The 12,427-nt window shown below is 58.5% G+C and carries 12 protein-coding genes; all 12 read left to right on the top strand.

Annotation, left to right across the window (positions count from 1 at the left end):
• Nucleotides 1-51: 51 nt before the first annotated feature.
• The 12 genes from FN806_RS06355 (at nucleotide 52) to nosZ (ending at nucleotide 12,425) form a co-directional block, all read left to right on the top strand.
• The gene (locus FN806_RS06355; protein ID WP_142635241.1) at nucleotides 52-459 is read left to right on the top strand and encodes a cupredoxin domain-containing protein; all 408 of its coding nucleotides are present in this window, start codon (nucleotides 52-54) and stop codon (nucleotides 457-459) included.
• A gap of 189 nt (nucleotides 460-648) precedes the next feature.
• Nucleotides 649-1,410 (top strand): uroporphyrinogen-III C-methyltransferase, encoded by a 762-nt coding sequence (cobA, locus tag FN806_RS06350; protein ID WP_142635239.1) that lies wholly within the window; start codon nucleotides 649-651, stop codon nucleotides 1,408-1,410.
• Complete coding sequence (locus FN806_RS06345) at nucleotides 1,403-1,753, top strand: c-type cytochrome (RefSeq protein WP_246097173.1); 351 nt, start codon at nucleotides 1,403-1,405, stop codon at nucleotides 1,751-1,753. The genes cobA and FN806_RS06345 overlap by 8 nt, the downstream gene beginning before the upstream one ends.
• Nucleotides 1,750-2,895, top strand: coding sequence for a cytochrome D1 domain-containing protein (locus FN806_RS06340; RefSeq protein ID WP_142635237.1), 1,146 nt, complete (start codon nucleotides 1,750-1,752; stop codon nucleotides 2,893-2,895). The genes FN806_RS06345 and FN806_RS06340 overlap by 4 nt, the downstream gene beginning before the upstream one ends.
• Before the next feature lie 3 nt (nucleotides 2,896-2,898).
• Nucleotides 2,899-3,888, top strand: coding sequence for a siroheme decarboxylase subunit beta (gene ahbB / locus FN806_RS06335; RefSeq protein ID WP_142635236.1), 990 nt, complete (start codon nucleotides 2,899-2,901; stop codon nucleotides 3,886-3,888).
• A complete protein-coding gene (locus tag FN806_RS06330) occupies nucleotides 3,885-4,334 on the top strand; it encodes an Lrp/AsnC family transcriptional regulator (RefSeq protein WP_142635234.1) in 450 nt (149 codons plus the stop codon). Before ahbB (FN806_RS06335) ends, FN806_RS06330 begins: the two co-directional genes overlap by 4 nt.
• On the top strand, nucleotides 4,331-4,831 hold the full coding sequence (ahbB, locus tag FN806_RS06325; protein WP_142635231.1) for a siroheme decarboxylase subunit beta: 501 nt from the start codon (nucleotides 4,331-4,333) through the stop codon (nucleotides 4,829-4,831). The genes FN806_RS06330 and ahbB (FN806_RS06325) overlap by 4 nt, the downstream gene beginning before the upstream one ends.
• Nucleotides 4,819-6,033, top strand: coding sequence for a heme d1 biosynthesis radical SAM protein NirJ (nirJ, locus tag FN806_RS06320; RefSeq protein ID WP_142635229.1), 1,215 nt, complete (start codon nucleotides 4,819-4,821; stop codon nucleotides 6,031-6,033). The genes ahbB (FN806_RS06325) and nirJ overlap by 13 nt, the downstream gene beginning before the upstream one ends.
• Entirely contained in the window at nucleotides 6,008-7,561 is a 1,554-nt protein-coding gene (locus tag FN806_RS06315; RefSeq protein WP_142635227.1) for a nitrite reductase, read from the top strand. Before nirJ ends, FN806_RS06315 begins: the two co-directional genes overlap by 26 nt.
• On the top strand, nucleotides 7,518-7,781 hold the full coding sequence (locus FN806_RS06310; RefSeq protein ID WP_142635225.1) for a hypothetical protein: 264 nt from the start codon (nucleotides 7,518-7,520) through the stop codon (nucleotides 7,779-7,781). The genes FN806_RS06315 and FN806_RS06310 overlap by 44 nt, the downstream gene beginning before the upstream one ends.
• Nucleotides 7,782-8,379: 598 nt before the next feature.
• On the top strand, nucleotides 8,380-10,503 hold the full coding sequence (locus tag FN806_RS06300) for a NosR/NirI family protein (protein ID WP_246097197.1): 2,124 nt from the start codon (nucleotides 8,380-8,382) through the stop codon (nucleotides 10,501-10,503).
• A gap of 14 nt (nucleotides 10,504-10,517) precedes the next feature.
• Nucleotides 10,518-12,425, top strand: a complete 1,908-nt coding sequence (gene nosZ, locus FN806_RS06295) for a TAT-dependent nitrous-oxide reductase (protein ID WP_142635219.1) — start codon at nucleotides 10,518-10,520, stop codon at nucleotides 12,423-12,425.
• Nucleotides 12,426-12,427 lie beyond the last annotated feature (2 nt).

Here is a 12,427-nt window from a genome sequence, read left to right as displayed (position 1 = left end):
GATGGGGCCGGGTAAACCGGCCCCAAAGTATTAGGTATGGAGACTTGGACAATGAAGATCCGCCTACTTCTTCCTGCATTTCTGGCTTTGGCGTCACCTGCAGTGGCCGCTGACGAAGACACAGCCGAGATCTGCGCTGAGGCAGAAACCCGCTACGTGGATCTGTTCGGTCAGCCGTCTTCAGATGTGGAAGATGCAGAGGTTGTGCTGATGTACAAATACAATTTCTGCCCAGCCCAACTGACGGTCAAAGCGGGGACCGCAGTGCGTTGGGTGAACGTAGACAAACGCACCAGCCATAGCGTCCTGCTGAAAGATGGCAGCAAAGCCGAGAGTGACCGCCTGTTCCCCGAGGAATTTGTTGATCTGACATTTCTTGTTCCCGGCGCCCAGGATTACCTGTGCGGACCACATTGGGAGACACAGAACATGTTCGGAATGGTCACCGTAGAGCCCTGATAAGCGGCAGGCTGAAAGATGCGCGGGCGCAATTCCCGTGCTCCTTAACTTAAGTCAAGGAGGTCGGTTTACCTGTGCGCCAACTTGTTTCCATGACACGCCCGGTTCCCCCAGCAACGTCCCATATTCGCACATGGATACGACCAAAACACCGGGTTCCGAAGACATTCAGAACAAGCGAGTTTGCACATGAGCGGTAAGGTTTTTCTGATTGGTGCCGGCCCTGGTGATCCCGAACTGATCACCATGCGCGCCCTGCATATGCTGCAGGAGGCGGACGTGGTGGTCTATGACCGCCTTGTTTCGGATGAAATTCTGGCCATGCACACCGAAGGCGCGCGGCTGATCGCCGTCGGCAAGGCCCCCAAGTGCCACACTGTTCCTCAGGATCGCATCAACGAAATCCTGCTGGAACACGCACGCGCAGGTCACGTTGTGGCCCGGCTGAAAGGCGGGGATCCGATGATCTTTGGTCGCGGCTCGGAAGAGGCCGCTTTTCTGATGGCACACGGTGTTACGGTCGAATACGCACCGGGCATCACGGCGGCACAAGGCGCATCCTGTTCGACCGGCGTGCCCCTGACCCATCGCGGACTGGCGACCTCGGTTCAATATGTCACCGGGCACAGGCAGTCCGACAAAGTTCTTGATCTGGATTGGAAACGACTGGCGGACCCGGATACGACGCTGGTCGTCTATATGGGCGTGGCCAATATCGGCCAGATCGCCATCGGCTTGATGACCGAGAACCTACCCGGATCCACCCCGGTCCTGGCTGTTGGGCAGGCCACCAGTGCCTCTGAACGCCGCCTTGTATCCCGACTGGACCAGATTGCCGCGGATGTGCGCAAGGCGGATCTGAAGGCCCCTACCTTATTCATTATCGGAAAGGTCGTTTCGCTTTATGCCAATCAGGCCCTGACCGAGATTTTGGAGCGGGCGCATGGGTAGCCTGGCGCATATGGACCGCAAGCAGCCGGGCTGGGCCGCGCATACTGTTCTGACTGCCGTCGTTCTGGTTGCCACTTCCGCTCTGGCCGCTGACGCCATCGACCCAACCGCCCTGAAACGGTTGGTCCACCAGGATTGCGGCTCGTGCCACGGATTGTCCCTGAAAGGCGGGCTTGGTCCTGATCTGCGACCGGGAACTCTGGAACATTACGAGGCGGACGTCCTGACGGGGGTCATACTGGACGGCATCCCCGACACGGCTATGCCCCCCTGGCGCCCCCTGATCAGCGAAGAAGAGGCCGAATGGATCGCCCGATACCTGCTGGAACAGGAGGCAAAATGAAACAACTTGCCCTTGGCATCGTTGCCCTAATGATGATGACACCTGCCAATGCAGACCCCACCGCCACCGGAGATCTGGGCCTTGTGATCGAACGGGCAAAAGGGTCGGTCTTATTGGTGGACCAGTCGGACCGGGCCGCATTGGCACGGATCGAAGGGTTGGGCGATCTGTCCCACGCCTCCCTGGTCTATTCACCCGACGAACGCTTTGCCTATGTTTTTGGCCGCGATGGCGGGCTGACCAAGGTTGATATAGTGACCCGTCAGATTGCAAATCGGGTCGTGCAGGCTGGCAATGCCATTGGCGGCGCGATTTCGGATGACGGCCAACTGGTTGCGGTGTCGAACTATGAGCCGGGTGGCGTACGCGTGTTCGACGCGGATACGCTGGAACTGGTTGCCGACATTCCCACCGACAGCAAAACCATAGGTCTTGTCGATGCACCGGGCCGTCGGTTCGTGTTTTCCATGTGGGACACGGGCGAGACCTGGATTGCTGATTTCGCAAATGGCGCGCCCGAGATCACCAAGATCACCGATATGGGTAAGAACCCCTATGACGCACTGATCACCGCCAATGGTCGCACTTATATCACCGGTCTGTTTGGTGAGGACGGGCTGACCGCGCTGGACCTATGGGCAGACAATCCAAAACCGATCCGCGTGCTTCCGGGCTATGGGCGCGGACAGGAAGAGATGCCGGTATACAAGATGCCTCATCTTGAGGGCTGGGCACTGACGGATCGCGAATTTGTCCTGCCCGCGGTCGGCCACCATGAGGTTCTGTGGATTGACGCCGAAACCTTGACAGAAACAGGCCGCACCCAAACCCATGGTCAGCCGGTCTTTGCCATGGCGCGCCCGGACGGGCGACAGGTCTGGGTGAATTTTGCCCATCCATTGAACGATACAATTCAGGTCATCGACAGCGTCAGCAAACAGGTCATCCACGAATTCTCTCCGGGCCCTGCCGTCCTGCATATGGAGTTCACGGCACGCGGGCATGAGGTCTGGATCAGTGTCCGCGACGCCAACAAGGTCGTGGTCTACGACACGCATAGCTTTGAAAAGCTGCGCGAGATCGCGGCGGACAGCCCCTCGGGTATCTTTTTCACCGCCCGCGCGCACAGGACAGGGTTGTAACCCATGCAACATATCACTGACCCGATCGACCGTCGCCTGCTGGACGATTTTCAGCGCGAATTTCCGATTATCGACCGCCCGTTTCAGCCAGTGGCCAAGGCGCTGGGGCTGGACGAAGCTGAAGTGCTGAACCGTCTGGCGCGAATGCGTTCGACCGGCCGGATCACCCGGGTCGGGGCCACGATCACTCCGGGCGCGGTGACGGCCAGCACTCTGGCCGCGGTGGCCGCACCCGAGGAGCATCTGGAGGACATTGCCGCCCTGATCGACGCAGAGCCCGGTGTGAACCACAATTATCAACGTGAGGACAAATGGAACCTCTGGTTTGTAGCGACCGGCCCTGATCGCGCGCATGTGGACGCCACTCTGGCCCGGATTGGCCTGCAAACCGGTTTGCAGGTTTTGGACTTGCGTCTGGTTCGGCCGTTCAATGTTGATTTGGGCTTTCGAATGACAGGCAAGCAACGCAACGTACCGGCACCGCGCAAGGTGGACTGTTCCGTTCTGCAAAAGGGTGATCGCTCATTGATGCAGGCGCTTAGTTCCGGCTTACCGCTGGTTTGCGAACCTTACGCAGCACTGGCCGCCTCTTTGGACCGTAAACCAGAGGACGCCATGACGCGGATCCGGATCTTACACGAGGCTGGAATTGTCTCGCGTCTTGGCGTGATCGTAAGACACCGGGCACTGGGCTGGTCGGCCAATGCGATGGTGGTCTGGGATATGCCAACTGATCAGGTCGATCGTGCCGGGCCTGCGCTGGCAAAATACCCTGGCGTGACACTGTGTTATGAGCGTCGACCCGTTGAAAACATCTGGCCCTACCGCCTGTATTCCATGATCCACGCCCGCTCGCGCAGCGAAGCGCGAAACGTCCTGGCCGGGGCTGCGGCATTGCCTGAGCTGTTTGGCGCGCAGCACAAGGTGTTGTTTTCAACTCGCTGTTTCAAACAGACCGGCGCGCTGATCCAACCCAAGGAGACGGCGGCATGACCCTGGACGAAACTGATCGGGCAATCCTGAACCGAATGCAGGACGACTTACCTCTGACCTCACAACCCTATGCGATGGTGGCCCAAGAACTGGGGATTTCGGAACAGGATCTGTTGGTTCGCCTATCACGGATGAAGGATGACCGGGTCATCACGCGCTTTGGCCCGTTCTTTGACGCGGCCGCGATGGGCGGGGCTTTTTGCCTATGTGCCATGGCCATACCGACAGAGGCATTTGAATCCGTCCTGACCAAAGTCAACGCGCATCCCGAAGTTGCCCATAATTATGAACGTACGCACCGGCTGAACATGTGGTTCGTGTTGGCCACCGAAACGCCCCAAGGGATTGAGGCCTGCGCCGATGCGATCGAACAAGAGACGGGGATCGAAGTTCTCAGATTTCCCAAGTTGCAGGAATTCTTCATTGGCTTCCGGGTGGCGGCATGATCGACGCAAAAGACAGACTGATTATCGAGGTTCTGCAGGGCGGATTGCCCCTGGTGCCTTCGCCCTACGCTCGGGTTGCTGAAAGCCTTGGGATGGACGAACAAGCGCTGCTGTGTCGCCTCGCAGAACTTAAGGCGCGCGGCGTTATACGTCGTATCGCCGCAGCCCCGAACCACTACAAACTGGGCATGACTTCGAACGGCATGACAGTCTGGGACGTCGATGACAGTCAAATCGCTGATTTGGGGGCACATATTGGCGGTCTGCCTTTTGTCACCCATTGCTATGAACGTCCACGTGCCCTGCCCGACTGGCCTTACAACCTGTTCGCCATGGTCCATGGCAAAGACAGGGGTGAAGTCGAAGAAAAACGGGCCGAGATTGCCGGTATTCTGGGCAGTGCCTGCCGGGGCAAGGACATCCTGTATTCAACGCGCATCCTGAAAAAGACCGGGCTGCGCCTGAAACCGAAAGGCCAAACGCCATGTTCCGCCTGACTGAATACATGCAGCAACTGGTCACCCCGACCCCCGTGCGCAAGCGCCGCCCCGGCCCGGTTAAGCCGGTGGTCATCTGGAATCTGACCCGGCGCTGCAACCTGAAATGCCGCCATTGCTATACTGTTTCGGCGGACGTCGCGTTCCCGGGTGAGCTCAACCACGAGCAAGCCATGGTAACCCTTGAGGATCTCGGCCAATTTCGCGTCCCGGCCCTGATCCTCTCGGGGGGGGAACCGCTGGATCGGTTCGATTTCTTTGATATCGCCAACCGGGCGCGCAAGTTGGTGCCGATGCTGGCGCTGTCGACGAATGGCACGCGGATTTACGATGAAACCGCTGATATGATCGCTGATGTCGGCTTAAACTATGTCGGCATATCACTTGACGGAATCGGGGCCACAAACGACTGGTTCCGAGGTGTCGAGGGCGCCTTTTCAGATGCCCTGCGCGGCGTGCGCGAGTGCAAGAAACGCGGCATCAAGGTCGGTTTGCGATTCTGTTTGACCGAGGGCACGCAGCACCATCTGCCCGATCTCCTGCAGTTGTGTGATGATGAGGGGGTCGACAAATTCTACCTGTCTCATCTGGTTTACGCCGGTCGCGGCGACAAGAACAGGGGCGAGGATGCCGAGCATCTGCGCACGCGCAAAGGTCTGGATCTGTTATTGGACCGCGCGTGGGAGGCTGCCTCGGGCGGGCGCCCGCTGGATATCGTCACCGGCAATAACGATGCCGACGCCGGATATTTTCTGAACTGGGTCAGGACGCATTTTGATGCCGAAAAGACCTCGCATATACGTGCGCATTTGGCGGCCTGGGGCGGGAACTCCAGCGGGTTGGGGGTGGCCAATATCGACAATCTTGGTCGGGTCCATCCCGACACCTACTGGTCAGATTACACGGTCGGGAATGTGAAAACGACGCCGTTTTCCGAGTTGTGGACCGGGGACGACAAGATGCTGGCCATGCTGCGCACTCGTCCGCGTCCGCTGAAAGGGCGCTGTGGAGTTTGTCAGCTCAGGGATGTTTGCGGTGGCAACACGCGCATCCGGGCCCTGCAACTGACGGGCGATCCCTGGGCCGAGGACCCGGCCTGTTACCTGTCAAACGATGAAATTGGCGTGGATAAAGCGGGCAAACGCCTGCAGGTCACACCTTTCCGGGGGAAAAGCCATGATCCGGCGCATCAGTTCTTTTAGGGCTCGCACGCTTGGAACACTGTGCGCGCTTCTGCTGACCAGCGCCGCATGGGCCGACGCCCAGTCCGACTATGCCGATCATTGTGCGTCCTGCCATGGTGACACCCGGCTGGGCGGAGTTGGTCCGGCCTTGATACCCGAAACGCTAAAACGCATGCGCGGGCCGCGGGTTGCAGCCGTGATCGCCGAAGGGCGCACCGCCACCCAGATGCCAGCCTTTGCGCATAATCTGAACGCCCTGCAGATCGAGGAGTTGGCAGGTTGGCTGAAATCCCCGCTCGAGACCGCCCCGGACTGGGCCGAGGCGGACATTATGGCCAGCCGTACGCTGGACGCAGACTATGTCGAGATCGATGCGCCCGTCTGGTCCAGTGATCCGATGAACATCACGTTGGTGGTGGAAACCGGAGACCACAATGTCAGCGTTCTGGACGGTGACACATTTGAGGTTTTGGACAGATTTGAAACTCCTTTTGCCGTTCATGGCGGCCCAAAGTTCAGCCCCGATGGACGTTATGTGTTCATCATGTCCCGCGATGGTTGGGTCCAGAAATATGACATCTGGGCGTTGCAACAGGTGGGTCGCGTGCGGGCGGGGCTAAACAGCCGCAACATTGCCATGTCAGGCGATGGCAAATGGCTGGCGGTGGCGAATTACCTACCCAACAGCCTGACCCTTTTGTCCACCCGGGATCTTTCGGTGGCAAAAGTGATCGAGATTAAAAGCAGGAAAGGTAATCCCAGCCGCGTTTCGGCCGTTTATCAAGCTCCGCCACGGGAAAGCTTTGTGCTGGCCTTGAAGGATGTGCCAGAGATTTGGGAGGTCTTCTATGGCGCCAATCCACCCCAATCCGGGCTGGGACACGATTTTCGTATCGAAGGGCAGTTCAAGAACCCTAACCCTTTCCCAGTACGCAAGATCACTACGCCCGACTATCTGGACGATTTCTTTTTCGACCAGACTTATGAATACGTCATGGGCGCATCTCGCGACGGGAACGGCGGTCAGGTGATTGATCTGGTCATTGGCCAAAAAGTGGCTGACCTGGATCTGCCCGGCATGCCGCATCTGGGTTCCGGGATTACCTGGCGGCGCGGCGATACAACTGTGATGGCAACGCCGCACCTGACTGATGGCACCGTCTCGGTGATCGACATGGAGACATGGGAAACGGTCAAGCGGATCAAGACCGAAGGGCCGGGGTTTTTCATGCGCAGCCATGAAAACTCGCCATATGTCTGGGCCGATGTTTTCTTTGGGCCCAACAAGGATGTGATGCATGTGATCGACAAGAAAACCCTTGAGATCGTACGGACCCTGCGCCCAGCGCCGGGCAAAACCGTGGCCCATGTGGAATTCACCAAGGACGGAAGCCATGCGTTGGTTTCGATCTGGGAAGATGACGGCGCGGTGATCATCTATGATGCAAAAACACTGGAAGAGTTCCGCCGTCTGCCGATGCGCAAACCTTCGGGAAAGTACAATGTCTGGAACAAAATCACCTTCTCGGAAGGAACCAGCCACTGAGGGCAAATGGCCGGTGTGGAAACTGGCCATATTGCTGTATCCAGCGTCTGCGCTGACCGTGGCCATAAACCTTTTTCTGGCTGGCCTGATCGCCAACAGCGCCGGATTCGGAGTGATTGAGCCTGTCACCGCCATCCTGTGGTCAATCCCATTGGGTGTACCTGCCTGCTGGTTTGCAGGGCGCTGGGTACGCAGTTTGATGGACGAAGCAGACGGCTAGGTCGGATTCTCCAAAGGCCTAACCGAAGTCAAGTATCTGCTTTCGGGAATCTCTTAGGACTTGGGAAAGATCACCGAGTTGGATTCTCCATGCCCGCCCAAAATCCTTTGCACATTTCAGCTGTTTGCGCGTCCCGCGCAGCTTGTGCGGTGGCAGGTATAATCCTTCTGCTTTTGCAGCTGCTTAGCCCGGCGCTGGCGAGTCCCGGGCAAAGCATGTGGGTTGAGATCTGCTCGGAGGGCGGCGCGGTCTGGGTCGAGGTTGATCTTGAAAAAGGCGATGCAGACCCGACCGCACCTTGCCCCAAATGCGCCGATTGCGCGCTGTGCGCCGTGACCGGTGCCGCACCTCTGCCCATGCCGCTGGAAGTGACGCTACGGGGAAGGGTTCAATTCTTATCTTGCCAAAACAACAGGTCCTTCGAGCTAAATGGCTCTGACCGGCTGTGGCCAGAAACCCGGGGTCCTCCCCCTGCACCAGAATTTAAAACCCAACGCGCCCCGCGCGCGTCCATGGCATCCATCCCAATCATCGGAGGTGCGCCGTGGTCGTAAGTCGCGCAATCCATTTCCTGTTGGCCTTTTTTCTGTCCTGCCTGATGGCGATCAGCGCACATGCCGACAGCCTTGCCAGCTTTTTGCCAGAACTTGAGCCCGCGGACCTGATCCCCGGCGCCGAGGCATTTGGCCCGATCAGAAAAGACATTCCGGTTGCGCCTATCCTGAAAGGGGGCAAAACGATTGCCTGGGCCTTTCTGACCTCGGATTTCGTGGGCACCACAGGCTATTCCGGCAAACCCATTCACGTCGTTGCAGCGATCGACAATGATGCGGTGCTTACTGGCGTTAAGCTGGTCAAGCATTCGGAACCCATCGTACTGATCGGGATCCCGAACGCGCGCATGGTCGAACTGACCGAAGGCTACGCCGGCCTGGACCTTAGGATTGAGGCTGAAACAGGCGGTGAGGGCCATGACCTCGACATTATCTCGGGCGCGACTGTCACAATCATGGTGATCGACGACAGTCTCGTGCGTGGCGGCATCAAGGTAGCGCGGGCTCTGGGGCTGGGTGGCTTGTCACCGCTGCAGGCCGACGGGCCAAAGCGCGATGTCGATATGGCACAAGACGCCACTTATGACTGGACAACGCTTTCGGGTGACGGCTCGGTCCGACGCCTGACACTGGATGTCGGTCAGGTCAACGCTGCGTTCGAGGCCACCGGCGACCAGCGCGCCATCAGGCGCCGTGAACGGGGCGCGCCCGACGACACCTTCATCGACATGCATCTGGCGTTGGTTTCAGTCCCGTCGATCGGCAAGTCGCTGCTGGGCGAGGCCGAGTATCAAAACCTGACCGAGTGGCTGGGCGAGGGCGAGCAAGCCATCCTGGTGCTGGGTCGTGGCGCCTATAGCTTCAAGGGGTCAGGCTATGTACGTGGCGGAATTTTCGACCGTATTCAGCTGATTCAAGGTGATAATTCGGTACGCTTCTTTGATAAACAGCAAGAGCGTCTGGGCAGAGTTGCGGCCGCCAATGCGCCCAGTTTCACCGAGCTGGATATCTTCAAAATCCCCGCTGAGGCAGAGTTTGATCCGGCCGAACCCTTCCGCCTGCAACTGTTGGTGCAACGCGCCGTCGGTGCGGTTGAAAAGACGTTCCTGACCTTCGATTTGGGCTACAAACTGCCTGAGCAGTACCTGTTGCCAGTCGTAGCCCCCACCGTTGTGGATGACGCCACAGGTGAAGCCGCCGCCAAAGCCGCTCTTTGGAAACGTATCTGGAAGGATCGCACAGTCGAGATTGCCGGTCTGGGCGTCATGCTGCTGATACTGACGGCGACCTTCTTTTTCCAGTTCCATGCCACGATGAACGCGCGGGTCTTTTACTGGTTCCGCATCGGCTATCTGACAATGACCCTGTTCTTCATCGGCTGGTACGCGAATGCCCAGTTGAGCGTGGTGAACCTGATGGCGCTGGCGGGCAGTTTGCGCACGGGTTTCTCATGGGATGCCTTCCTACTGGACCCGCTGGTGTTCATCCAATGGTTCGCCGTGGCAGCCGCCCTGTTGTTCTGGGGACGCGGTGCCTATTGCGGCTGGCTGTGCCCGTTTGGCGCGCTGCAAGAACTGACCAACAAGATCGCGCGGGCTTTTCGCGTGCCGCAATGGACCCTGCCCTGGGGCCTGAATGAACGGCTGTGGCCCGCGAAATACATGATCTTCTTGGGTCTCTTCGGCCTCAGCTTTGTCTCCATCCCGCTGGCCGAGAAGTATGCCGAGATCGAGCCTTTCAAGACCGCGATCATTCTGAAATTCATGCGCGACTGGCCGTTTGTGGTTTTTGCGCTGGCCCTGTTGGGGATCGGCCTGTTCGTTGAGCGGTTCTACTGCCGCTATCTCTGCCCGTTGGGCGGAGCACTGGCGATCCCGGCCCGCATGCGCATGTTCGACTGGCTACGCCGTTACAAGGACTGCGGCACCCCCTGTCAGACCTGTGCCAATGAATGCCCCGTTCAGGCGATCCACCCCACAGGTGAGATCAATCCGAACGAGTGCGTCACCTGCCTGCATTGTCAGGTGCTCTACCAGTCCGAGGACAAATGTCCCGTCGTTATCCGCCAACTGAAACGGCGGGCCAAGACAGGGTCGGTCGATCTCAAGACCCCACTCGGACAACCACCGGCGAACCATCCAAACGCCAAACCGAAAACCGTTTCCTAAAAGGAGGAACGATCATGTCGGAACATGACAACAAACTAACCGTCACACGCCGCGGTATGCTGGGGGCGACCGCCACTGGCGCCGTGCTGGCCGGAACCGGTCTGGGATCAACCCTGATGACCGCAAAACAGGCCAGCGCCGCGGCCAACGCCAATCTCGAACCTGGTGAGTTGGACGAATACTACGGTTTCTGGTCCTCGGGTCAGACCGGTGAGCTGCGCATTCTGGGCTTCCCGTCCATGCGCGAGCTGATGCGGGTGCCGGTGTTCAACCGCTGTTCGGCCACCGGTTGGGGTCAGACCAATGAATCGCTGAAGATCATGACCGATGGCCTGCTGCCGGAAACCAAGGAATTCCTCGCCAAGCGCGGCATGAAAACCTACGATAACGGTGACCTGCACCACCCGCATATGTCGTTCACCGACGGCACCTACGATGGCCGTTACCTGTTCATGAACGACAAGGCCAACACCCGTGTGGCCCGCGTACGCTGCGACGTGATGAAATGCGACAAGATCACCGAAATCCCGAACGCCAAGGCGATCCATGGTCTGCGTCCGCAGAAATTCCCGCGCACTGGTTATGTCTTTGCCAATGGCGAAGATGAAACTCCATTGGTCAATGACGGCACTGTGCTGGACGATCCGTCGCAATACGTGAACATCTTCACCGCGCTGGACGGCGACACCATGGAAGTGGCATGGCAGGTGATCGTGTCGGGCAACCTCGATAACACTGACTGCGACTATCAGGGCAAATACGCCTATTCGACCTCGTACAACTCGGAAATGGGGATGAACCTGGCCGAGATGACCGAGAACGAGATGGACCATGTTGTTGTCTTCAACCTCGCGGAAATCGAAGCGGGTATTGAGGCGGGCGACTATCAGGAACTGAAAGGCGTCAAAGTTCTGGACGGCCGTAAGGGTCAGAACAAGAAATACACCCGTTACATCCCGATCCCGAACTCACCACACGGCATCAACACTGCGCCTGACGGCAAGCATGTCTGCATCAACGGTAAGCTGTCTCCGACCGTATCGATCATGGACGTCACCAAACTGGACGCTCTGTTCGAAAGTGATGCCGATCCACGGTCCTGCATCGTGGGTGAGCCGCAGCTGGGTCTTGGCCCGCTTCACACTGCTTATGACGGCCAGGGCAACGCGTTCACCACGCTATTCCTGGACAGTCAGATCGTGAAGTGGAACCTCGACAAGGCAATCGAGGCTTACGGCGGCGCCGATGTTGACCCGATCATCTCGAAAGTCGATGTGCATTATCAGCCGGGCCATAACTCGACCACCATGGGTGAAACCAAGGAGGCTGATGGCAAGTGGCTGATTTCGATGAACAAGTTCTCGAAAGACAGGTTCTTGAACACGGGTCCACTTAAGCCTGAGAACGAGCAGCTGATCGATATCTCAACCAACGAGATGAAGGTGGTTCACGACGGGCCGACCTTTGCCGAGCCGCATGACTCGATCATGGTGCGCGCTGACATCGTCAACCCGGTCAACGTCTGGGACCGTAACGACATCACCTGGGAGGACGCCCGCAAACAGGCTGAGGCCGATGGCATCGATCTGGAAGACGGCGCCGAAGAACCAATCCGGGACGGCAACAAGGTGCGGGTCTATATGACCTCGCAGGCCCCAACCTTCAGCCTTGAGAAGTTCACCGTCAAACAGGGTGATGAGGTAACAGTCTATATCACCAACCTGGATGACGTGGACGATGTGACCCACGGCTTCTGTCTGGGCAACTACGGCATCGCGATGGAAGTTGCGCCGATGGCGACCGCTTCGGTCACCTTCACTGCCGACCGTCCGGGCGTGCACTGGTTCTATTGTCAGTGGTTCTGCCACGCGCTGCACATGGAAATGCGCGGCCGGATGCTGGTCGAGCCGGCGGGGGCATAACC

Source organism: Ruegeria faecimaris (assembly GCF_900182615.1).
GTDB lineage: Bacteria > Pseudomonadota > Alphaproteobacteria > Rhodobacterales > Rhodobacteraceae > Ruegeria > Ruegeria faecimaris.
This window is presented reverse-complemented; position numbering and strand designations above follow the sequence as displayed.

What these genes read in the sequence shown, in the direction of transcription:
- FN806_RS06355 (WP_142635241.1), top strand. Translation starts at nt 52, where the DNA reads ATGAAGATCCGCCTACTTCTTCCTGCATTTCTGGCTTTGGCGTCACCT.
- cobA (WP_142635239.1), top strand. Translation starts at nt 649, where the DNA reads ATGAGCGGTAAGGTTTTTCTGATTGGTGCCGGCCCTGGTGATCCCGAA.
- FN806_RS06345 (WP_246097173.1), top strand. Translation starts at nt 1,403, where the DNA reads ATGGGTAGCCTGGCGCATATGGACCGCAAGCAGCCGGGCTGGGCCGCG.
- FN806_RS06340 (WP_142635237.1), top strand. Translation starts at nt 1,750, where the DNA reads ATGAAACAACTTGCCCTTGGCATCGTTGCCCTAATGATGATGACACCT.
- ahbB (WP_142635236.1), top strand. Translation starts at nt 2,899, where the DNA reads ATGCAACATATCACTGACCCGATCGACCGTCGCCTGCTGGACGATTTT.
- FN806_RS06330 (WP_142635234.1), top strand. Translation starts at nt 3,885, where the DNA reads ATGACCCTGGACGAAACTGATCGGGCAATCCTGAACCGAATGCAGGAC.
- ahbB (WP_142635231.1), top strand. Translation starts at nt 4,331, where the DNA reads ATGATCGACGCAAAAGACAGACTGATTATCGAGGTTCTGCAGGGCGGA.
- nirJ (WP_142635229.1), top strand. Translation starts at nt 4,819, where the DNA reads ATGTTCCGCCTGACTGAATACATGCAGCAACTGGTCACCCCGACCCCC.
- FN806_RS06315 (WP_142635227.1), top strand. Translation starts at nt 6,008, where the DNA reads ATGATCCGGCGCATCAGTTCTTTTAGGGCTCGCACGCTTGGAACACTG.
- FN806_RS06310 (WP_142635225.1), top strand. Translation starts at nt 7,518, where the DNA reads ATGTCTGGAACAAAATCACCTTCTCGGAAGGAACCAGCCACTGAGGGC.
- FN806_RS06300 (WP_246097197.1), top strand. Translation starts at nt 8,380, where the DNA reads ATGGCGATCAGCGCACATGCCGACAGCCTTGCCAGCTTTTTGCCAGAA.
- nosZ (WP_142635219.1), top strand. Translation starts at nt 10,518, where the DNA reads ATGTCGGAACATGACAACAAACTAACCGTCACACGCCGCGGTATGCTG.